At 72.9% G+C, this 21,055-nt stretch carries 21 protein-coding genes and 1 pseudogene; 5 read left to right on the forward strand and 17 right to left on the reverse strand.

Features of this window, described 5'->3' with window-relative positions; translation table 11 throughout:
- Positions 1 to 8 precede the first annotated feature (8 nt).
- Positions 9 to 707, reverse strand: a complete 699-nt coding sequence (locus HNR68_RS19900) for an HAD family hydrolase (RefSeq protein ID WP_179723287.1) — start codon at positions 705 to 707, stop codon at positions 9 to 11.
- Between the two features lie 124 nt (positions 708 to 831).
- On the opposite strand from HNR68_RS19900, the gene HNR68_RS19905 reads away from it, so the two are divergent.
- Positions 832 to 1,620, forward strand: coding sequence for a DeoR/GlpR family DNA-binding transcription regulator (locus HNR68_RS19905; RefSeq protein ID WP_179723288.1), 789 nt, complete (start codon positions 832 to 834; stop codon positions 1,618 to 1,620).
- Between the two features lie 156 nt (positions 1,621 to 1,776).
- Entirely contained in the window at positions 1,777 to 3,132 is a 1,356-nt protein-coding gene (locus HNR68_RS19910; RefSeq protein ID WP_179723289.1) for an MFS transporter, read from the forward strand.
- Positions 3,133 to 3,210: 78 nt separating this feature from the next.
- On the opposite strand, the pseudogene HNR68_RS27480 reads toward HNR68_RS19910, so the two are convergent.
- Both HNR68_RS27480 and HNR68_RS27275 read right to left on the reverse strand, forming a co-directional pair.
- Positions 3,211 to 3,369: pseudogene (locus tag HNR68_RS27480) on the reverse strand (GtrA family protein); the annotation flags it as partial.
- Positions 3,369 to 3,491, reverse strand: a complete 123-nt coding sequence (locus HNR68_RS27275) for a hypothetical protein (RefSeq protein WP_281377477.1) — start codon at positions 3,489 to 3,491, stop codon at positions 3,369 to 3,371. The pseudogene HNR68_RS27480 and the gene HNR68_RS27275, both read right to left, overlap by 1 nt.
- Positions 3,492 to 4,052: 561 nt before the next feature.
- Here HNR68_RS27275 and HNR68_RS19915 point away from each other — a divergent pair.
- A complete protein-coding gene (locus HNR68_RS19915; protein ID WP_179723290.1) occupies positions 4,053 to 6,131 on the forward strand; it encodes a S9 family peptidase in 2,079 nt (692 codons plus the stop codon).
- A gap of 13 nt (positions 6,132 to 6,144) precedes the next feature.
- Here the strand turns inward: HNR68_RS19915 and HNR68_RS19920 are convergent, their stop codons facing one another.
- The 6 genes from HNR68_RS19920 to cmk form a co-directional block, all read right to left on the reverse strand.
- On the reverse strand, positions 6,145 to 6,978 hold the full coding sequence (locus tag HNR68_RS19920; protein WP_179723291.1) for an aldo/keto reductase: 834 nt from the start codon (positions 6,976 to 6,978) through the stop codon (positions 6,145 to 6,147).
- Between the two features lie 38 nt (positions 6,979 to 7,016).
- Positions 7,017 to 8,078, reverse strand: coding sequence for a sensor histidine kinase (locus HNR68_RS19925; RefSeq protein WP_343050270.1), 1,062 nt, complete (start codon positions 8,076 to 8,078; stop codon positions 7,017 to 7,019).
- Positions 8,079 to 8,083: 5 nt separating this feature from the next.
- Positions 8,084 to 8,773 (reverse strand): response regulator, encoded by a 690-nt coding sequence (locus HNR68_RS19930; RefSeq protein ID WP_343050271.1) that lies wholly within the window; start codon positions 8,771 to 8,773, stop codon positions 8,084 to 8,086.
- Positions 8,774 to 8,854: 81 nt separating this feature from the next.
- Entirely contained in the window at positions 8,855 to 10,285 is a 1,431-nt protein-coding gene (der, locus tag HNR68_RS19935) for a ribosome biogenesis GTPase Der (RefSeq protein ID WP_179723293.1), read from the reverse strand.
- Positions 10,282 to 10,950 carry a lysophospholipid acyltransferase family protein gene (locus HNR68_RS19940; protein ID WP_179723294.1) on the reverse strand — a complete coding sequence of 223 codons (669 nt, stop codon included), beginning with the start codon at positions 10,948 to 10,950 and terminating at the stop codon, positions 10,282 to 10,284. Before HNR68_RS19940 ends, der begins: the two co-directional genes overlap by 4 nt.
- On the reverse strand, positions 10,947 to 11,669 hold the full coding sequence (gene cmk, locus HNR68_RS19945) for a (d)CMP kinase (protein WP_179723295.1): 723 nt from the start codon (positions 11,667 to 11,669) through the stop codon (positions 10,947 to 10,949). Before cmk ends, HNR68_RS19940 begins: the two co-directional genes overlap by 4 nt.
- A gap of 148 nt (positions 11,670 to 11,817) precedes the next feature.
- On the opposite strand from cmk, the gene HNR68_RS19950 reads away from it, so the two are divergent.
- Positions 11,818 to 12,300 carry a cation:proton antiporter regulatory subunit gene (locus HNR68_RS19950; protein WP_179723296.1) on the forward strand — a complete coding sequence of 161 codons (483 nt, stop codon included), beginning with the start codon at positions 11,818 to 11,820 and terminating at the stop codon, positions 12,298 to 12,300.
- A 117-nt stretch (positions 12,301 to 12,417) separates the two neighbouring features.
- Entirely contained in the window at positions 12,418 to 13,596 is a 1,179-nt protein-coding gene (locus HNR68_RS19955; RefSeq protein ID WP_179723297.1) for a cation:proton antiporter domain-containing protein, read from the forward strand.
- Positions 13,597 to 13,604: 8 nt separating this feature from the next.
- Here HNR68_RS19955 and HNR68_RS19960 read toward each other — a convergent pair whose 3' ends face one another.
- The 8 genes from HNR68_RS19960 to pyrG form a co-directional block, all read right to left on the reverse strand.
- A complete protein-coding gene (locus HNR68_RS19960; RefSeq protein ID WP_179723298.1) occupies positions 13,605 to 14,363 on the reverse strand; it encodes a pseudouridine synthase in 759 nt (252 codons plus the stop codon).
- Positions 14,353 to 15,231, reverse strand: a complete 879-nt coding sequence (gene scpB / locus HNR68_RS19965) for an SMC-Scp complex subunit ScpB (protein WP_179723299.1) — start codon at positions 15,229 to 15,231, stop codon at positions 14,353 to 14,355. Before scpB ends, HNR68_RS19960 begins: the two co-directional genes overlap by 11 nt.
- Positions 15,232 to 15,301: 70 nt before the next feature.
- A complete protein-coding gene (locus HNR68_RS19970) occupies positions 15,302 to 16,153 on the reverse strand; it encodes a segregation/condensation protein A (RefSeq protein ID WP_179723300.1) in 852 nt (283 codons plus the stop codon).
- Complete coding sequence (locus HNR68_RS19975) at positions 16,150 to 16,491, reverse strand: hypothetical protein (RefSeq protein ID WP_179723301.1); 342 nt, start codon at positions 16,489 to 16,491, stop codon at positions 16,150 to 16,152. Before HNR68_RS19975 ends, HNR68_RS19970 begins: the two co-directional genes overlap by 4 nt.
- Positions 16,488 to 17,426 carry a ParA family protein gene (locus HNR68_RS19980; protein WP_179723302.1) on the reverse strand — a complete coding sequence of 313 codons (939 nt, stop codon included), beginning with the start codon at positions 17,424 to 17,426 and terminating at the stop codon, positions 16,488 to 16,490. Before HNR68_RS19980 ends, HNR68_RS19975 begins: the two co-directional genes overlap by 4 nt.
- Positions 17,427 to 17,590: 164 nt before the next feature.
- The gene (xerD, locus tag HNR68_RS19985) at positions 17,591 to 18,535 is read right to left on the reverse strand and encodes a site-specific tyrosine recombinase XerD (protein ID WP_179725283.1); all 945 of its coding nucleotides are present in this window, start codon (positions 18,533 to 18,535) and stop codon (positions 17,591 to 17,593) included.
- Entirely contained in the window at positions 18,535 to 19,191 is a 657-nt protein-coding gene (locus HNR68_RS19990) for an NUDIX domain-containing protein (protein ID WP_343050273.1), read from the reverse strand. Before HNR68_RS19990 ends, xerD begins: the two co-directional genes overlap by 1 nt.
- An 89-nt stretch (positions 19,192 to 19,280) precedes the next feature.
- Positions 19,281 to 20,987: a CTP synthase gene (gene pyrG / locus HNR68_RS19995; RefSeq protein ID WP_179723303.1), complete on the reverse strand. Its 1,707-nt coding sequence runs from the start codon at positions 20,985 to 20,987 to the stop codon at positions 19,281 to 19,283.
- Positions 20,988 to 21,055 lie beyond the last annotated feature (68 nt).

Genomic DNA, 21,055 nt, shown 5'->3' on the forward strand with positions numbered 1-21,055 from the left:
CGGGGTCGTCAGCTGCCGACCGGTTCCGGCAACGAGCTCACCAGGCGCTGCCGCACGTCGTCGAGGTCCGAGGCGATGTAGCTGGCACCGGCCAGTGCGTCCTCCGCCGGGGGGTAGTCGGCGTTGGGGATGGCCACCACGGTCATCCCAGCGGCCGCCGCGGCGCGCAACCCGTTGCTGGAGTCCTCGACCGCCAGGCACAGCGTCGGGTCCTGCCCCAGCTTCTCGGCGGCGGCCAGGTACACGTCGGGGCTGGGCTTGCCCCTGGGCACCTCGGCGCTGGAGACGGTGGCGCTGAAGTGCTGGGTGAGGCCGTGGCGGTCCAGCACGGCGTCGATCAGGCGACGCGGCGCGGAGGAGGCGAGCGCGATCGGGGCGCGGGCGGCGGCGTCGACGACCATCCGGGCCGACCCCGGCAGGAGCTCGATCTCGCCGCCGTCGAGCGCCGCGATCATGTCGTCGACCACGATCTTCTCGGTGGCCTCGGCGGACTCGGCGGCACCGGCGAACTCGGCGAGGAAGGCCGACCACTCCGGGGCGCTCATGCCCTGGACCTGCCGGGTCTGCTCCGCGGTCCAGGTCTTCCCGCGAGCGGCGGCGAACTTGGCCCACATCCGCTCCCACAGGTGTTCGCTCTCGACCAGGACGCCGTCCATGTCGAACACGACCGCGCGGTGGGCGCCGTTCGACCCCTCGGGCTGGGTCATGTCATACCTCCCGCCAAATCACTGACGCGGCTCAAATTAACATGATGAGCGTTAACTGTCACCCATCTTGTGATAGTCCCGTGCCACGTCGCTCTGCGCGCTCCGCGCGCGGCAAGATGACCGCATGGCGTCCGCACCGAAGAAGCAGTCCCCCCGACTCCTGCGCCAGCAGAAGATCATCGACCACGTGGTCGCGCAGGGTTTCGCCAGCGCAGCGGAGCTGTCCGAGCTGACCGGCGTCAGCCTGATGACGGTGCACCGCGACCTGGACGACCTCGTCACCCGGGGCCTGCTGCGCAAGTACCACGGCGGCGTCTCCGCCCAGCCGTCCACCGTGTTCGAGAGCAGCTCGGACTTCCGGCTGCACACCCACACCCGCGAGAAGGACGCGCTGGCCAGGGAGGCGCTGAAGTTCCTCACGCCCGGCACGTCGGTGATGCTCGACGACTCCACCACCGCGCTCGCGCTCGCCCGGCTGCTGCCCGACGTCGGCCCGCTGACCGTGGTCAGCAACTACCGGCAGGTGCAGGAGACGCTGCGCGACGTGCCGGACATCCGGCTGATCGGCCTCGGCGGCGAGTACTCCCGCACCCACGACTCCTACCTGGGGCTGCCCTGCCAGGAGATGATCAACGCCTTCTCGGTGGACATCGTCTTCATGTCCACCTCGGCGATGAACGCGCGGCTGACCTACCACCAGGAGCAGGAGATCGTGCTGGTCAAGCGGGCGATGCTGGCCAGCGCCACGACCAAGGTGCTGATGATGGACGCCAGCAAGGTGGCCCGCTCGGCGCTGCACCAGTTCGCCCCGGTCAGCGCCTTCGACCACGTCCTGCTGGCCGGCGACCTGGACCCCGCCCTGGTGGAGGAGATGCGCGAGGAGACCGACGTGCGCCTGGCCCCGCTGGACTGACCGCGAGTGCCGTCCCGGGCACGCGGCGTGCCCGACACGGAAGTTCTCGAAATTAACGTCTTGCGCGTTAACAAGAACAGGATGCATGATAGCCAGCACTCGCAGACCGGCCCGCTGTGAGCGTGAGCCGAGAACTTCCGATCCCTGGAGACAGTGATGTCCCGAGAGACCACAGCGGAGGCCGAGGCGCACCGCCCGGCCAGCAGGCTCGACCGCATCGGCATCCCCAAGCCCCTGTTCTGGGGCTTCGTCGCCGTGCTGATCTTCATGATCGGTGACGGCGTCGAGACCACCTTCCTCTCGGACTACCTGCAGCAGCCGGAGGGGGGCGGGCTGCCCGGTTCGACCGCGGCCTTCGCCACGGTCACCATCTACGGCGTCGCGGCGATGATCGCGTCATGGCTGTCCGGGACGCTCTCGTCGATCTGGGGCCCGCGCCGCGTGATGTGGCTCGGCGGCGCCTGGTGGGTCCTGTTCGAGCTGCTGTTCCTGTACGTGGCGCTGCCCTCGAAGGACGCCACGCTGATCGTGGCCACCTACGGCATCCGCGGCTTCGCCTACCCGCTGTTCGCCTTCGCGTTCCTGGTGTGGGTGCAGATCGCCAGCCCGGTCAAGATGCGCGGTTCGGTCGCCGGCTGGTTCTGGTTCGCCTTCACCGGCGGCCTGCCGACCCTGGGCGCGGCGCTGGCCGCGGTCGCGATGGGCGGCTTCGGCCTGAGCCAGCACGGCACGCTGGTGCTGTCGCTGGTCGTGGTCGCCATCGGTGTGGTCATCGGCAGCGTCGCCGTCCGCGAGGAGCACGGCCTGCGGCCGATCGCGGACGAGACCGTCGAGAACCCGCGCAGCCTCAAGCGGCTCGCCGAGGGCGTGGACATCCTCTGGCGCGACCGCCGCACCCTGGCCGGCGGCCTGATCCGCATCGCCAACACCGCCCCGCAGTACGGCTTCTTCGCGATGTTCCCGTTCGTGCTGGGCCCGGCCACGCCGGGCGGTGGGTTCCTCACCTCCGCCGAGGTCGCGACGCTGGCCTCGATCAGCTACGGCGCCAACATCGCCGCGAACCTGTTCTTCGGCGTCTTCGCCGACCGCTTCGGCTGGCGGCGCACCATCACCTGGTTCGGCTGCGTGGGCTGCGCCATCGCGACCCCGCTCTGGTACTTCGCCGCGGTGACCACCCAGAGCTTCGCGGTGACGGCCACCTTCGGCGTGGTCTACGGCCTGCTGCTGGCCGGGTTCGTCCCGCTGTCGGCGCTGATGCCGTCGATGGTCGCCCCCAAGGACAAGGGCGCCGCCCTGGCCATCCTGAACTTCGGCGCCGGTGGTGCCGCGTTCGTCGGCCCGGTCGTGGTCACCGTGCTGTTCCCGCTGGTCGGCGGCGGCGGTGTGGCGATCGCGTTCAGCGTGATCTACCTCCTGGTGGCGCTGCTGAGCCTGAAGGTCAAGGACCCGTCGGACCCCGGCGAGGCGCGCAGGCAGCGCGCGGCGGCGGAGCCCGTGCGGTCCGCGGCCTGACCCTGACGCCCGTCGAGCCCGCGTCCCCGCGCTGGGACGCGGGCTCACGCGCACCGGGACGCCGGTGGTGAACCGGCAGTTGAGCAGGGAGGAGCACACCGTCGCCACCGCGGTCGCGACCACGTGCGCCGGCAGGTACGGCAGCACCGCGACCAGGGCGAAGCAGCCCGCGCAGTGCACGGTCGTGCCTGCCCCGCCCACCAGGGCGAACCGCCCGAGCTGCACCCCGGAGCGCATCACGACACCAGCTCGGCGGGACGCAACCGGCACACCGCGGACTCCGGGCTGAGCTCCTCGACCAGGTGGTGCGGGCGGCGCTTGAGCTCGGTGTGGCTGCGCCCCAGGTACTCCCCGAGCACCCCCGGACAGCACGGCTACGACCCCGCCCCTCCCGGTCCCGACCAGCAGCAGCACCTCCGCGGCCGGACCCGAACCGTCCACAGTGGCCACCAGCATCGCGCCGGCCGACCACGCCACCGCGGCGACCACCGCCAGCGCGCCGAGGTGGAGCAGCATCGCCGCCTCCTCCCCGGAGTCGCGGCGCAGCGACACGGGGCGGGAGCGCGGGTCCGCCGCGGCCGGCCGGCGCGCCTCGTGCAGCGTGCCGTCGGTGCCGCCGTCGTCGACCAGGACCACCTCGTGGTCCTTGGATGCGGCCGGACAGCGCCGCGACCATCGCGTCGTGGAACCGCCGCAGGCCGTGCTCCGCGTTGGAGCACGGCACCACCAGCGACGCACAGGGCAGATCCCCGCTGTCTCGGCGGCTCGCGTACGCCGAAGCCGCTGCGGTCCTTGGAGATTCGCCTCGAGGCTGGCGCGACAACGCGGGGACCCTCCCGACACACCGGCGCACGACCCGTCCGCGTGGCAGATCGGAACCTGGCCGCACCGCGGCGGACCGCGAATGGCAGGCTGGAACCATGTCGTCCGCGTCATTCCCCCGCCGCAGCGCCCGCACGCAGGGCTTCACCCTGGGCGCACCCCGGAACATCACCGCCGCCGGAGACGGCGCGACGGTGCTCTTCCTGCGCTCGGCGAACGGCACCGACCCGCGCAACGCGCTGTGGGCGCTGGACACCGCGACCGGTGAGGAACGCGTGCTGGCGGACCCCACGACGCTGCTGGACAGCGACGAGGTGACCCCGGAGGAGCAGGCCCGCCGCGAGCGCGCGCGGGAACGCGCGGGCGGCATCACCGGTTACGCCACGGACCGCGCGGGCAGCTCGGTCGTCTTCACGTTGTCCGGTCGGCTCTTCCACACCGCGGTCGCGACCGGCGAGACCCGGGAGCTCCCGGTGCGGCAGCCCGTCGCCGACCCCCGGATGGACCCCGAGGGCCAGCGGGTGTCCTACGTGTCCGGTGGGGCACTGCGGGTGGTCGACGTGGACGGTTCCGGTGACCGCGCACTGGTCGAGCCCGACGCCCCGGACGTCACCTGGGGCCTGGCCGAGTTCATCGCCGCCGAGGAGATGAACCGGTTCCGGGGCCACTGGTGGGCGCCGGACGGGTCGCGGCTGCTGGCGGCCCGGGTGGACGAGTCCCCGGTGCAGCGCTGGTACCTCGGGGACCCGAACGACCCGGGGCGCGAACCGACGCCGGTGCGCTACCCGGCGGCCGGGACGGCCAACGCCGAGGTGAGCCTCGCGCTGGTCGGCCTCGACGGCACGCGCGTCCCGGTCGAGTGGGACCGGCAGGCGCTGCCGTACCTGGTCACCGCGCACTGGTCGCGGCACGGCCGCCCGCTGGTCGCGGTGCAGAGCCGGGACCAGCGCACCCAGCTGGTGCTCGCCGTCGACCCCGACACCGGGCGCACCACCGAGGTGCACCGCGAGACCGACCCGCACTGGGTGGAGATCAAGCCGGGCTGGCCCGCCTGGACCCCGGACGGCCGGCTGGTGCGCATCAGCGCTGACGCGAGCGCGTACCGGCTCGTCGTGGGCGACCGGCCGTGGACGTCGGCGCCGCTGCAGGTCCGCGCGGTCCTCGACGTCGGCGAGGACGACGTGCTGGTCTCGGCGTCGGAAGAGGACCCGACGCAGGTGCACCTCTACCGCGTCAGCGAGACCGGCGTCGAGCGGCTGACCACCGACCCCGGTGTGCACGCCGGGACGCGCTCCGGTGCGGTGCTGGTGGTCGCCAGCTCCACCCTGGACGAGCCGAAGACCCGCGTGCGGGTGCGGCGCGGCGACGAGGAGATCGCCGAGGTCGTCAACCGCGCCGAGGAGCACGGCGTGCAGCTCAACGTCGAGCTGCTGCGCCTCGGCGAACGCGAGCTGTGCAGCGCGCTGCTGCTGCCCCACGGCTACCGGCCGTCGGACGGTCCGCTGCCGGTGCTGCTGGACCCCTACGGCGGCCCGCACTCGCAGCGGGTGCTGTCCCGCCAGCAGGGGTTCCTGACCTCGCAGTGGTTCGCCGACCAGGGCTTCGCGGTGCTCGTCACCGACGGCCGCGGCATGGCCGGTCGCGGCCCGGACTGGGACCGGGCCATCGCCGGTGACCTGGCCGGGCCGCCGCTGCAGGACCAGGTCGACGCGCTGCACGCGGCGGCCGCGCAGCGCACCGAGCTGGACCTCGAGCGCGTCGCGATCCGCGGCTGGTCCTTCGGCGGCTACCTCGCCGCGCTGGCCGTGCTGCGCCGACCGGACGTCTTCCACGCCGCCGTGGCCGGTGCCGCGGTGGTGGACTGGCGCCTGTACGACACCCACTACACCGAGCGCTACCTCGGCGACCCGAACGCCGCGCCGGAGGTCTACGAGGCGAACTCGCTGCTGGCGGACGCGGCGAAGCTGGAGCGCCCGCTGCTGGTCGTGCACGGCACGGTGGACGACAACGTCGTGCTGGCCCACTCCCTCCGCCTGTCCGCGGCGCTGACCGCGGCGGCCCGCCCGCACACCTTCCTGCCGCTGCCGGGCGTCAGCCACATGCCCACCGACGAGACGACCAGCGAGAACCTCCTGCTGCTGCAGGCGGACTTCCTGCGCCGGGCGCTCGCCCGCTGAGCAGCGGTCCGGCTCAGAGGACCTCGAGCGGGACCGGCTGCGGCGGCGCCGGGAAGGCCGCGTCCAGGTCGGCCAGGTCCTCGGCGGTCAGCTCGACCTCCAGCGCCGCCCGGTTCTGCTCGACGTGCTCGCCAGTGGCGGCCTTCGGGATCGCGCACACCTGCTCCTGCGCGAGCACCCAGGCGATCGCGATCTGCGCCGGGGTGGCCCCGTGGCGCTCGGCGACCCGGCGCAGCGCGGGCTCGCCGAGCAGCCGCCCCTGCTCGATCGGTGAGTACGCCATCACCGGCACGCGCTGCTCCCGGCACCACGGCAGCAGGTCGAGCTCGACACCGCGCCGGGTGAGGTTGTAGAGCACCTGGTCGGTCGCCGACTGCCGACCGAGCTCGCTGGCGAACAGCTCGCCCATGTCCCCCGGGTCGAAGTTGCTCACCCCGAAGTGCCGGACCTTGCCGTCGGCGCGCAGCCGGTCGAACGCCTCCAGCGTCTCCTCCAGCGGGACGCTGCCGCGCCAGTGCAGCAGGTAGAGGTCGAGGTGGTCGGTGCCGAGCCGGCGCAGGCTGCGCTCGCAGGCCTCGACCGCGCCGCGGCGGCTCGCGTTGTGCGGGTAGACCTTGCTGACCAGGAACACCTCGTCCCGGCGTCCGCGGATCGCGGCGCCGACGACCTCCTCGGCACCCCCGCTGCCGTACATCTCGGCGGTGTCGATCAGCCCGAGGCCGAGGTCGAGACCGTGGCGCAGCGCGGCGACCTCGTCCGCTCGGTGCGCCCGCCGCTCCCCCATGCCCCAGGTGCCTTGGCCCAGCACCGGCAGTCCTCCGCCACCGGGCAACCGCAGTTCACGCATGCTCGCTCTCCCGTCGTCCGCGTTGCCAGCACGAGCCCTCAGGTCGGGAGCACGGCGGTGAGCCGGAAGCCGCCGTCCTCGGACGGGCCGGCGTCGAGCCGTCCGCCCGCCATCCGCACCCGCTCCGACAGCCCCTCGAGCCCCGCACCACTGCTGCCCACGTCGACGGCCTGCCCGCGCGGCGCGCCGTTGGTGACGACGATGTGCAGTGCGCCGTCCTCGCTGGCCAGGTCGATCGTGATCTCCGCGCCGGGCGCGTGCTTGGCGGCGTTGGTCAGGGCTTCCTGCACCACGCGGTAGGCGGCCCACTCCACCGCGGGCGGCAGGTCCGGATCGGTCAGCTCGCTGGCCAGCTGCACGTCCACGCCCGTCGCACGGGCCTGGTCGACCAGCGCCGGGATGGTGCCCGGACCGGCCCGGCCGGTGCTGCCGAGCCCGAGCGTCGCGCGCATCTCCTCCAGCGCCTGCTTGGCCAGCCCGCGCAGCCGTCCCGCCGCCTCCGCCGCCTCGGGATCGGAGGTGGTGGCCCGGAGGGCGGCCGACTCCACGGCGATCAGGGTGACGTGGTGGCCGACCGCGTCGTGGATCTCGCGCGCGATCCGCGCCTGCTCGTCGGCCCGGGCGGCCTCCGCCCTGGCCTCCAGCTCCGCCGCCGTGGCCGCCTCCAGCCGGCGCAGGCTGTCGGCGAGCTGCTGCCGGACCGTGACCAGCGCCCCCAGCGCGACCGGCGCACCCGCGGCCAGCACGACGTAGGCCAGGGTCAGCACGAGAGGTCCCACCGGCAGCGACTGGGTGAGCAGCACCGGGGTGACGGCCACCGCGGCAGCCAGACCAGCCCAGGTCACCAGCGACCGCGCCTGGGGCCGCGCCCGGCCGAGCGCGTAGAGCGCCACGATCGTCGCCGCCCACCCGAGGCCACCGGCCAGCGCGGGTGTGCACAGCAGCACCGTGGCGCGCGGCCACCGCAGCCGCAGCGGGAGCAGCGCCGCCGCGACCAGGCCCGACACCACCGCGTAGCCGAACGGGTCCGGGGTGGCCAGCACGGCCGCGGCCGGCAGCGCGACCACCAGCGCTTCGACGGTGAGACGACGCCACCGCACAGCGCTCACCAGCGGTCGCCCACGCCCGCGACGCGCTGCGCGATCAACGCGGCCTGCACCCGGTTCTGCGCGCCCAGCTTGCTCAGCACCGTCGACACGTAGCTCTTCACCGTCGCCTCGGTCAACCCGAGCCGGCACCCGATGTCGGCGTTGGAGCGCCCGCCGGCCAGCAGCTGCAGCACCTGCCGCTCCCGAGCGGACAGCGCCTGCACCAGCTCCGCCTCGCGCGCGCAGTCCGAGGCGCTGCGCAGGCGGGGCAGCAGCCGCGCGGTGATCCGCGGGTCCAGCACCGCGCCACCGGCCGCCAGGTCGTGCACCGCCCGGACCAGCACGTCCGGATCGGCGTCCTTGAGCAGGAACCCGTGGGCACCGAAGCGGAGCGCGTCGGTCACGTAGTCGTCCAGGTCGAACGTGGTCAGCACTGCCGCCACCGGCGCGCCGGGCAGCGCGGTCAGCTCGCGCAGCGCCGAGAGCCCGTCCTTGCCGGGCATCTGCACGTCGACCAGCGCGACGTCGACGCGGTGGGTGCGCACCGCAGCGAGCAGTTCGTCCCCGTCGCCCGCCTCGGCGACCACGCGGATCGTGCCGCCGCCCTCCAGCAGCAACCGCAGGCCGCGCCGCAGCACGGCCTCGTCGTCGGCCAGCAGCACCCGGACCGGCCCCCCGCCGTCCACCGCCTGCACCTCTCGGGTCACCTCCCCTGCTCCGAAAGGTTCGCCCAGCAGACTAGCGGGGTGCCCGCACCGAGCGGGCACACCACCCGGGCCAGGAGGAGGTCAGCGGCGGCCGCCCTTGGGCTTGCGTTCCCGCACTCGCACGGAGATCCGCACCGGGCTGCCGGTGAACCCGAAGGTCTCCCGGAGCTTGCGCTCCAGGAAGCGCCGGTAGCCGGCCTCCAGGAAACCGGTGGTGAACAGCACGAACGTCGGCGGCCGGGTCTGCGCCTGGGTGGCGAACAGGATCTTCGGCTGCTTGCCCCCGCGGACGGGCGGCGGGTGCGCCGCGACCAGCTCGTTCAGCCAGCCGTTCAACCGGCCGGTGGGCACGCGGGTGTCCCAGGACTCCAGCGCCGTGCGCAGCGTCGGGGCCAGCTTGGCCACCGCCCGGCCGGTCTTGGCCGAGACGTTGACCCGCTCGGCCCACCGCACCCGGACCAGCTCGCGGTCGATCTCCTTCTCCAGCTGGCGGCGGCGGTCGCCGTCGACCAGGTCCCACTTGTTGTAGGCGATCACCAGCGCGCGCCCGGCCTCCACGACCATGGTGATCACCCGCAGGTCCTGCTCGCTGAGCGGCTGGGACGCGTCGACGAGCACGATGGCCACCTCGGCGGCCTCGATGGCCGACTTGGTGCGCAGCGAGGCGTAGTACTCGGTGCCGCTGGCGGTCTTGACGCGCTTGCGCAGGCCGGCGGTGTCGACGAAGCGCCACACCTCGCCGTCCAGCTCCACCAGCGAGTCCACCGGGTCGACCGTGGTGCCCGCGACGTCGTGCACCACCGCCCGCTCCTCGCCGGTCAGCTTGTTGAGCAGGCTCGACTTGCCCACGTTCGGCTTGCCGACCAGCGCGACCCGCCGCGGACCGCCGGAGGCGCCGAACACCTCGCGCGGGGTCTCCGGGAACGCCGCCAGCACGGCGTCCAGCAGGTCACCGGAACCGCGGCCGTGCAACGCGCTGACCGGCATCGGCTCGCCCAGCCCCAGCGACCACAGCGAGTGCACGTCGGCGAGACCGCGCTCGTCGTCGACCTTGTTGGCGGCCAGCAGGACCGGCCGCTGGGACCGCCGCAGCACCCGCGCCACGGCCTCCTCGGTCTCGGTCGGGCCGACGCGGGCGTCGACGACCAGCAGCACCGCGTCCGCGGTGTGCATGGCCAGCTCCGCCTGCGCGGCCACCGACGCCATCATGCCCTTCGCGTCGGGCTCCCAGCCCCCGGTGTCGACCACCGTGAACCGACGGCCGTTCCACAGCGCGTCGTAGGCCACCCGGTCCCGGGTCACGCCCGGGGTGTCCTGCACGACGGCCTCGCGACGGCCCAGCAGCCGGTTCACCAGCGTCGACTTGCCCACGTTGGGACGGCCGACCACGGCCAGCACCGGCTGGGGCGCCGGCGGTGCGGCGTCCTCCGGGGCGGCGACCTCGTCGAACTCCGCCCACTCGGCCTCGTCGGACCACGTGCCGTCCAGGCCTTCCAGCGACTCGTCGGTCACGCTCGTTTCCCTCTCACATCGTCTTCGCGGTGGTCGGCGACCAGCCGGTCCAGTTCGGCGATCAGCTCGACCAGTTCGGTGCGCACCGCGTCCGTCGCCGCGACCAGCCCGGTGCGGCCCTTGCCCGCGGGCAGCGCGATCGGCTCCCCGAACAGCACGTCGATCCTGGGCAGGAGCCTACGGCCCTGGCCTTCGGGGCGGTGCGTGCCCCGCAGCGCGACCGGCAGCACCTGGGCACCGGCCGCCCGGGCCAGCCAGGCCGCGCCGTGCTGGGCGTTCTCCACGTCGCCGGACCCGCGGGTGCCTTCGGGGAACACCCCGACCAGCCCGCCGGCCTTGAGCACCCGCACCGCGGTGAGCAGCGGCGTGCGGTCGGCCTCACCGCGGCGCACCCCGATCTGCCCGATGCGGCGCAGGAACCAGCCCAGCGCGCCGCGGAACATCTCCTGCTTGATGAGGAACACCGCGGGGCGCGGCAGCATGCCGAGCAGCAGCGGCCCGTCCAGCAGCGAGCTGTGGTTGGCCACCAGCACCACCGGGCCGCGGTGCGGGACCCGCTCGGCCCCGTGGACGCGGACCCGGAACGGCAGCCGCACGACCCGGCGGGAGATCCACCGGCAGAGCCGGTGCAGGCGGGGCGACGCGCCCTCGGGGAGCTCGCTCATGCGCCCGGCCCTCCGTCGGTGAGCAGGCCGCGGCTCTCGACGTGCTTGTGCAGCTGCTCCAGCACGCCCGCCACGTCCAGGTCGGTGGTGTCCAGCTCCAGCGCGTCGTCGGCCTTGCGCAGCGGCGCCACCGTGCGACCGGAGTCCAGCGCGTCCCGCCGCTGCACGTCGGCGTGCGTGCGGTCCAGGTCACCGGCCCGGCCCTCGGAGATGTCCTGGGCGGTGCGCCGCTGGGCGCGGGCCTCGGCGGACGCGGTCAGGTAGACCTTCAGGCCCGCGTCGGGCACCACGACGGTGCCGATGTCGCGGCCCTCGACCACGATGCCGCCGGGTTCGGCGAGGGCGCGGCCGATCAGCTCCCGCTGGTGCGCCACCAGGAGTTCGCGCACCGCGGCGACCGCCGAGACCGCAGAGACCGCCGCGGTCACCTCGGGGCCGCGGATCTCCTGCCCGACGTCCTCGCCGTCGAGCAGCACCGAGGGCCGCTCCGGGTCGGTGCCCATGGTCAGCTCCACCCCGCACACCACGCGCACGACCTCGGCCTCGTCCGACGGCCCGACCTGCGCGCGCAGCACGGCCAGCGTCACGGCGCGGTACATCGCACCGGTGTCGAGGTAGCTCGCCCCCAGCGCCGAGGCCAACTTGCGGGACACCGTCGACTTGCCGGTGCCCGAGGGACCGTCCAGGGCCACCACACCGCGGAGCCTGGCGTGTGCCACGTGCTCGTCCTCTCGATCGTCGCCTCGATCCGGCTGACGGCCGGACCAACCGTCCATTCTGCCTGGTCCTCGGGCGCGGGTCTCAATCGCGTCCCGTTCTTGTCGAACACCCGGGCGCGAGTCGTCGATCACCGAATATGGTGGAGGGGTGGACGTAACAGTGACCCCGCTGCCGGGCCTTGGCACGCGGCAGGACTTCACCACCCGCTCCGGCCACCGCATCGGCGTGATCACCTACCGGGACGGCCGGTTCGAGCTGATCGTCTCGGACCACGAGGACCCGGACAAGGTCGCCGCTTCTGTCGACCTGACCACCGACGAGACCAGTGCGTTGGCCAACCTGCTGGGCGCCCCGCAGCTGGTGGCAAAGCTCACCGAGCAGCAGCGCGAGGTCACCGGGGTCACCACCTGGCAGCTGCCGCTCGCACCGGGATCGCCCTACGACGGTCGCACCCTGGGCGACACCGAGATGCGCACCCGCACCTCGGCGTCGATCGTCGCGGTCGTCCGCGACGGCACCGTGCACCCCTCGCCCCGCCCGGACTTCCTGTTCTCCGGCGGCGACCTGGTGGTCGTCGTGGGCACCAGCAAGGGGCTGCGCGCCGCAGCCGAGATCTTGGAGAAGGGCTGATCCCCGCCCGCTCCGCTCTCCCGGTCGCCGACCGGGACACGCGTTGCCAACGGTGGTCCCGCGCGTGCCGATCCCAGAACAACTCCATACGCAGCAACACGCGAGAGGAACACCACGGTGCACGACACGGCGATCTCGTTGATCGAGCTCGGCGCGGTTTTCTTCGGTCTCGGCGTGCTGGGCAGGCTCGCCTGGAAGATCGGCTTGTCCCCGATCCCGCTGTACCTGCTGGGCGGCCTGGCGTTCGGCACTGGCGGCCTGATACCGCTGCACGGCATCCAGCCGTTCACGCACCTGGCCTCCGAGATCGGCGTGGTGCTCCTCCTGCTCCTGCTGGGTCTGGAGTACTCCGCGGGTGAGCTGGTCACCGGTCTGCGCCGCTCGTGGTTAGCGGGCTTGATCGACATCGTGCTCAACGCGCTGCCGGGTGCTGCGGTGGCGCTCATGCTGGGCTGGGGTCCGATCGGCGCGCTGACCATGGCCGGCGTGACCTACATCTCCTCGTCCGGCATCGTCGCGAAGGTGCTCGGCGACCTGGGCCGGCTGGGCAACCGGGAGACCCCGGTCATCCTGTCCATCCTGGTCTTCGAAGACCTGGCGATGGCCGTCTACCTGCCGATCCTGACCGCGCTGCTGGCCGGGGTCAGCTTCCTCGGCGGGCTCACCGCGGTCGGGGTGTCGCTGGTGGTGATCACCCTGGTGCTGGTGATCGCGCTGAAGTTCGGCAAGTACGTCTCGGCGCTCATCGACAGCCCCGACCCGGAGGTGTTCCTGCTGCGGCTGCTCGGCTCGGCGCTGCTGGTCGCCGGCATCGCCTCGGAGCTGCAGGTCTCGGCCGCCGTCGGCTCGTTCCTGCTGGGCATCGCGATCTCCGGGTCCACCGCGACGAACGCGACGCGGATGCTGGAGCCGCTGCGCGACCTGTTCGCCGCGCTGTTCTTCGTGGTGTTCGGGCTGAACACCAACCCGGCCGAGATCCCGCCGGTGCTGCCGGTGGCGCTGCTGCTCGCGGTGGCCACCGCAGCCACCAAGGTCGCCACCGGCTGGATCGCCTCGCAGATGCAGGGCGTGGGCCGGATGGGCCGGGCGCGCGCCGGTGCGGCGCTCGTGGCGCGCGGCGAGTTCTCCATCGTGATCGCCGGGCTGGCGGTGGCCTCGGGCGCGGTGTCCGGTGAACTGGCCGCCCTGGCCACCGCCTACGTGCTGCTGATGGCGATCATCGGACCGGTCACGGCCCGCGTGGTCGAGCCGGTGGCCCGGATGTTCGTCCGCCGCAGCAGCGCCGCGAAGGCCTGATCCGGCGGCTACATCCCGACGATCCGGTAGAGCGATCCGACCTCTTGGCGGTTGAGGGGTCGGATCGCTCCCGGGCGCTCCGAGGTCAGGCGGACGTCGCCGATCCGGGTGCGCACCAGCCGCTGCACCGGGTGGCCGACGTGCTTGAGCAGCCGCCGCACGATGCGCTTGCGGCCCTCGTGCAGCACGACCTCGACCAGCGCGCGGTTCCTGACCGTGTCGACGACCTTGAACCGGTCCACCTTCACCGGGCCGTCGTCGAGCTCCACGCCCTTGCGCAGCTGCTGGCCCAGGTCCTTCGGGACCGGTCCGAGGACCTCGGCGAGGTAGGTCTTGCGCACCCCGTAGCGCGGGTGCATCAGCCGGTTGGCCAGCTCGCCGTCGTTGGTGATCAGCAGCAGGCCCTCGGTGTCCTGGTCCAGGCGCCCGACGTGGAACAGCTTGCCCTGGCGCTCGCGCAGGTAGTCGCCGATGCACGGGCGGCCCTGGTCGTCGGACATGGTGCACAGGATGCCGCGCGGCTTGTTGAGCATCAGGTGGGTGAGGTTGTCGTTCACCATCACCCGGGTGCCGTCGACGTGGATGACCGCGGTCTCCGGGTCGACGCGGCGGCCCAGTTCGGTGACCACCTCTCCGTCGACCTCGATGCGCCCCTCGAGGATCATCTCCTCGGCCGCGCGCCGCGAGGCCACCCCGGCCCTGGACAGCACTTTCTGCAGGCGCACGCCTTCCGCAGCGGCGTTGGACGAACGGTGTTCAGACGTCATCGATCGAATCCACTTCAGGCAACAGGGGAGCGAGCGGCGGCAAGTCCTTCAGCGACGACAGGCCGAGCCGTTCCAGGAACAGCTCCGTCGTGCAGTACAGGTTGCCGCCTGTCTCCGGGTCGGTCCCGGCCTCTTCGACGAGGCCGCGCCCTACCAGGGTACGGATGACGCCGTCGACGTTGACACCCCGTACGGCCGCCACCCGCGCGCGGGTCACCGGCTGCCGGTAGGCGATGACCGCCAGGGTCTCCAGGGCGGCGCGGGTGAGCTTCGTGCGCTGCCCGTCGAGCAGGTAGCGCTCGACGTAAGGGGCGTAGACCTCCCGCGTGTAGAGGCGCCAGCCGTCGCCGACGCGACGCAGGTCGATGCCGCGCTCGGACTCGGCGTAGCTGTCGGAGAGCCGCTGCAGCGCCTGGCGGACCCGCTGCACCGGCTGCTCCAGCGTGTCGGCCAGCAGCTCCTCGCCGGCGGGGACGTCGACCACCAGCAGCAGCGCTTCCAGCGCGGCGTCGAGCGCCTCGTCGGAGGTCAGGTCCGGCACCCGCTGCTGCTCCACCGCCTCGGCTTCCTGCGGTTGGGGCTCCGGTTCACCGGTGAACGGCGGGCCGCTGCCGGACGCCTGGTCATCGGTGGACGGCTGCTCGCCGGCGGGCTCCTGGTCCTCGGCGGACGACCGCTCACCGGTGGACGACTGGTCTCCGCTGGACGGCTCCCCCTCGACCGCCCGGTCCGCGGCGGACGACCGCTCGCCGCCCGACGACCGGCCGTCGGCCGGTCCGGCAGGGGCGTGCGGCGCGACCACCGAGCCCGGTGTCCCGGCCGGGGCGTCCTGCTCGGCAGCGGGCTGCGGCTCCCACTCGCCGCTCATGCTCGTTCCACCTCTCCGCGTTCCACAGTGGCGGTAGCGTCCCGGTCGGAGCGTGGCCGCTCCCGGACGATCATCCGTACTCCTCCTCGTCGGCGCTGGCGCGCTGCGCCTCGGCGTCGGCCTTGGCCTCCTCGAGGCTGCCGCCCACCCACCGCACGAGCAGCTCGCCCAGCGGCGTCTCCTGCTCGAACTGCAGCACCTTCTCGCGGTAGAGCTCCAGCAGCGCCAGGAACCGCGCCACCACCTCGATGGTGTGCCCGCAGTCGGAGGTGAGCTCGGGGAAGGTGGCGCTGCCCTTCTCCGCCAGCCGCACCCGGAGCAGCGCCGCGTGCTCGCGGACCGAGACGCTGTGCTGGTGGATGTGGTCCAGCGACACGGTGGGCGGCGGCTTCGGCCGGAACACCGCGGCCGCGATCTCGGCGAACTGCTGCGGGTCGACGCCGAGGCGCACCTCCGGCAGCAGGTTCTCGAACCGCTCCTCCAGCGACACCGCACGCGGGTAGCGCCGCAGCGCCCCCGCCTCCAGCTCGCCGAACAGCGCCGCCACCTGCTTGTACGCGCGGTACTGGAGCAACCGCGCGAACAGCAGGTCCCGGGCTTCCAGCAGCGCGAGGTCCGCTTCGTCCTCCACCTCGGCCGCGGGCAGCAGCCGGGCCGCCTTGAGGTCGAGCAGGGTGGCGGCGACCACGAGGAACTCGGTGGTCTCGTCGAGGTCCCACTTCTCGCCCAACGCCTTGGTGTAGGCGATGAACTCGTCGGTGACCTTGTGCAGCGCGACCTCGGTGACGTCCAGCTGGTGCTGCGAGATCAGCTGGAGCAGCAGGTCGAAGGGGCCCTCGAAGTTCTCCAGGCGGACGGTGAAGCCACCGCTGCCGCCGTTCTCCCCCGGTGCCTTCTCCTCCCCGGCGGCGGGTTCGGTCACTCGCCGGGCTCCCGCAGGCGACGGACCAGCTCCGAGTCGGCACCGCGCTCGTCGAGGTCGGCGAGCACCGCCGCAACCGCTTCCCGCACCACCCGGCCGCGGTCCACGGCGATGCCGTGGTCGGCCCGCAAAGCCAGTCGCGCCTGCTCCAAGGCCAGCAACTCCTCGTCGGAGACGTACACGGTGATCTTCGCATCGTGCTTGCGCCGTCCCGACCCGGTCCGCCCGGAACGGGCGGACCTGGCCGGCGCCGGGTCCGGCGCGTTCACGTGGTCCGTGCGAGGAACAGTAGTACGGAACAGTTCCGCGGCGCCCGGCAGGGCTGCCCGCCGGGTCATCGGGCGATCACCTCGCGGGCCAGCGCCCGGTACGCCTGGGCCCCCGCGGAGCGCGGCGCCCACCGGGTGATCGGTTCCCCGGCCACCGTGGTCTCCGGGAACCGGACCGTGCGGTTGATCACCGAGTCGAACACGACGTCACCGAACGCCTCCACGACGCGCGCCATCACCTCGCGGGAGTGCAGCGTGCGCGGGTCGAACATGGTGGCCAGGATCCCGCTGATCTCCAGCTTCGGGTTCAGCCGTTCCCGCACCTTCTCGATGGTGTCGATCAGAAGGGCCACCCCGCGCAAGCTGAAGAACTCGCACTCCAGCGGGATGATCACGCCATCGGCGGCGGCCAGCGCGTTGACCGTCAGCAGGCCCAGCGAGGGCTGGCAGTCCACCAGGATGTAGTCGTAGTCGGCGATCGCGGGTTGCAGCACCCGGGCCAGGGTCTGCTCCCTCCCCACCTCGGCGACCAGCTGCACCTCGGCCGCGGACAGGTCGATGTTGCTGGGCAGCAGGTCCATCCCCTCGACGCTGGTCCGGCGCACCACGTCGTGGATGGAGACCGACCGCTCCATGATCACGTTGTAGATGGTCTGCTCCAGCTGGTGGGGCTGGACACCGAGGCCGACCGAGAGCGCCCCCTGCGGGTCGAAGTCCACCAGCAGCACCCGGCGCCCGTACTCCGCCAAGGATGCGCCGAGGTTGATCGTCGACGTGGTCTTCCCCACTCCGCCCTTCTGGTTGCACATCGCGATCACCGAAGCGGGACCGTGGTGGTCCAGCAGCGGTGGTTCCGGGATGTGCCGACGTGGCCGGCCGGTGGGACCGAGACCGCGGGGTTGCGCCAGGTCGGCGCCGTCCACGTGGCCCGTCGTCTCGGGGGCGATGCTCAGGTCGACCGCGCCCCGGGGCCGCCCGTCGGCGGAGGGCTGCGGCAACGACATGGCGATCAGACTCCTCTTGGTACCTGTGGCGATCAATCGCAGCCTAAGTGGCATCCACTACCAGCGGCAACGCGCCTCGCCGGGGTGTCCGAAGTTCTCTGTGACCTCCGTGTGATCAACGTCTACCGCCATCCCACCCCCACCGCATGCGCAGTCCCGCCATCTCACCCCGAAGCGTGGGCCCGCGGGTGGGCGGTCGCGTAGACCTCGCGCAGCGCGTGCACGGTGACCAGCGTGTACACCTGCGTCGTCGTCACGGAGGCGTGCCCGAGCAGTTCCTGCACCACCCGGACGTCCGCGCCGCCCTCCACCAGGTGCGTGGCGAAGGAGTGCCGCAGCACGTGCGGGGAGACGTCACCGCTGATCCCGGCGCGGCGCGCCGCCGCCTTCAGCGCGTTCCACGCGCTCTGCCGGGAGAGCCGGCCGCCGCGCGAGTTCACGAAGACCGCCGCGCTCCCGCGGCCGCGCGCCACCAGCGCCGGTCGCGCCCGCACCAGGTAGGCGTCGAGCGCTTCCAGCGCGGGACGGCCGATCGGCACCAGCCGCTGGCGGCCGCCCTTGCCGTCGAGCCGCACGGTCCGGTCGGTGCGGTCGACGTCGTCGAGGTCCAGCCCGACGGCCTCGGAGATCCGCGCCCCGGTGGAGTACAGCAGCTCCAGCAGCGCGCGGTCGCGCAGTCCCTTGGCGTCGTCTCCCCCGGCGTGGTCGAGCAGGGTGCCGACGTCGTCGACGGACAGCGCCTTCGGCAGCCGCTTGGGCAGGCTGGGCGGCGCGACCTCGCGCGCCACGTCGACCGCGAGCGTGCCCTCGGCGTGCGCGAACCGGTGCAGCCCGCGCGCCGCGACCAGGGCGCGCGCCGCCGAGGAGGAGGCCAGCGGCGGGCGCAGCTCGGTGCCTTCCCGCAGCTCGGCCACGAAGTCCGACAGGTGCTGCGCGCGCACCTCGTCGAGCGCGGTCACCCCCGCGCTGACCAGGAACTCGGCGTACCGGCGCAGGTCCCGGGCGTAGGAGTCGAGCGTGCTGCGGGCGGTGCCGCGCTCGACCGCGAGGTGGTCGAGGTAGCCGGTGATCGCCTCGCGCAGCCCGGATGGCAGCGCGTCGAACCCCATCACCGGCCCAGCCGCCGGCGGAACCGCTGCGGCCGGTCCCGCCACTCGGCGTCGACGGGCCGCGCCGGGCGGGCGCCGTCGCGCACCGCCTTGGCGGCGAGCAGCCCGGACACCGCGGGGGCGTTGACGATCTCCCCAGCCAGCACCATGTCCACGGCCTCGTCGAACGGCACCCGGTGGACGACCAGGTCGGCCTCCTCGTCCCCGACCGCTTCCGGCCTGTCCACATCGGACAAACCGGTGGCCAGGAAGATGCGGATGCTCTCGTCGGTGAAGCCGGGCGAGGACACCACGTCCACCAGGACCGACCAGTCCGTCGCCGCGATCCCGGCCTCCTCGACCAGTTCCCGCCGCGCGGTGCGCACCGGCTCCTCCCCGGCGACGTCGAGCAACCCGGCGGGCAGCTCCCAGAGCCGCCGCCCCACCGGGTAGCGGTACTGGTGCAGCAGCACCACCCGGTCCTGCTCGTCGATCGCCACCACGGCCACCGCGCCGAGGTGCTCGACCACCTCGCGCCGCGCGTGCCCGCCGCCGGGCATGCCGACCTCGTCGGCCCGCAGCGCGAGGATCGTGCCCACGTAGACGTCCTCGCTGGCCAGCGTGGTGAACTCGTGCTCGCCGTTGGTGCGCTCCACACCGCTTCCCGTCTTGTCCACGCGACCACCCTAGATCCGGGTGGCGTCGCGCGGCGAGAGCGCGATCTCGCCGGAGGCGGGCGCACCCGGCCCCCGGCAAGGTCACCGGGTCACGCGCTCGGCGCGGGCTCCTCCACCGGCTCCAGCTCGACCGGCAGCCGCTCGGCGGCGCGGTAGTCCAGCGCCGCCTTGACGAACGCGGCGAACAGCGGGTGCGGGCGCGTCGGACGGCTCTTGAGCTCCGGGTGCGCCTGGGTGCCCACGAAGAACGGGTGCTGCTCGCGCGGCAGCTCCACGAACTCCACCAGCCGGCCGTCCGGCGAGGTGCCGGAGAACACCAGCCCCGCCTTGCTCAGCTGGTCGCGGTAGGCGTTGTTCACCTCGTAGCGGTGCCGGTGCCGCTCGGCCACCTCGGTCGTGCCGTAGGCCTCGGCCACGATCGAACCGTCGACCAGCTTCGCCGGGTAGGAACCCAGCCGCATGGTGCCGCCCATGTCCCGGTCACCGGAGATGACGTCGTGCTGGTCGGCCATGGTGCTGATCACCGGGTGCTGGCAGGGCTCCTCGAACTCCGTGGAGTTGGCCCGCTCCAGCCCGGCCAGCGACCGGGCCGTCTCGATCACCATGCACTGCAGGCCCAGGCACAGCCCGAGGGTGGGGATGCCGTGGGTGCGGGCGTAGCGGATGGCGCCGAGCTTGCCCTCGATGCCGCGGACCCCGAAGCCGCCGGGGATGAGCACACCGTCCATACCGGACAGCGCCTGCGCAGCACCGGCCTCGGTCTCGCAGGTGTCCGACCCCACCCAGGAGATCTCCACCTTCGCGCGGTGCGCGAAGCCACCGGCGCGCAGCGCCTCGGTCACCGACAGGTAGGCGTCGGGCAGGTCCACGTACTTGCCGACCAGGGCGATCCGCACCTTCTCCGACGGGTTGTGCACCCGGTCCAGCAGGTCGCCCCACACCGACCAGTCCACGTCGCGGAACGGCAGCCCCAGCCGTCGCACCAGGTAGGCGTCCAAGCCCTCGGCGTGCAGCACGCGCGGGATGTCGTAGATCGACGGGGCGTCCGGGCAGGCCACCACGCCGTCGGAGTCGACGTCGCACATCAGCGCGATCTTGCGCTTGAGGTCCTCCGGCAGGTCCCGGTCCGCGCGGCACACCAGCGCGTCGGGCTGGATGCCGATGTTGCGCAACGCGGCCACCGAGTGCTGGGTGGGCTTGGTCTTGAGCTCCCCGGACGGCGCCAGGAACGGCACCAGCGAGACGTGCAGGAAGAAGCAGTTGTCCCGACCGACGTCGTGGCGCACCTGGCGGCAGGCCTCCAGGAACGGCAGCGACTCGATGTCGCCGACGGTGCCGCCGACCTCGGTGATCACCACGTCGGGGGTCCGGCCGTCCTCGTCCGGCTCGGCCATCGCCCGGATGCGGGCCTTGATCTGGTCGGTGATGTGCGGGATGACCTGCACGGTGTCGCCCAGGTACTCGCCGCGGCGCTCCTTGGCGATCACCGCGGAGTACACCTGGCCGGTCGTCACGTTGGCGTTGCGGGTCAGGTCCCGGTCCAGGAACCGCTCGTAGTGACCGATGTCGAGGTCGGTCTCCGCGCCGTCCTCGGTGACGAACACCTCACCGTGCTGGAACGGGTTCATCGTCCCCGGGTCGACGTTGAGGTAGGGGTCGAGCTTCTGCATGGTCACCCGCAGACCGCGGGAGGTCAGCAGCTCACCCAGGCTGGACGCCGTGAGCCCCTTTCCCAACGAGGAGGCCACGCCCCCCGTGACGAACACGTGCTTGATCGTGCGTGCTTGCGGCGCCAACAAATGCTCCCCGTGGTCGAGCCGTCGCCTGGCTGGAACTTCTGCGCTGGCAGGACGGCTGGATCCGT

The sequence above is a fragment of the Saccharopolyspora hordei genome (genome assembly GCF_013410345.1).
Classification (GTDB): domain Bacteria; phylum Actinomycetota; class Actinomycetes; order Mycobacteriales; family Pseudonocardiaceae; genus Saccharopolyspora; species Saccharopolyspora hordei.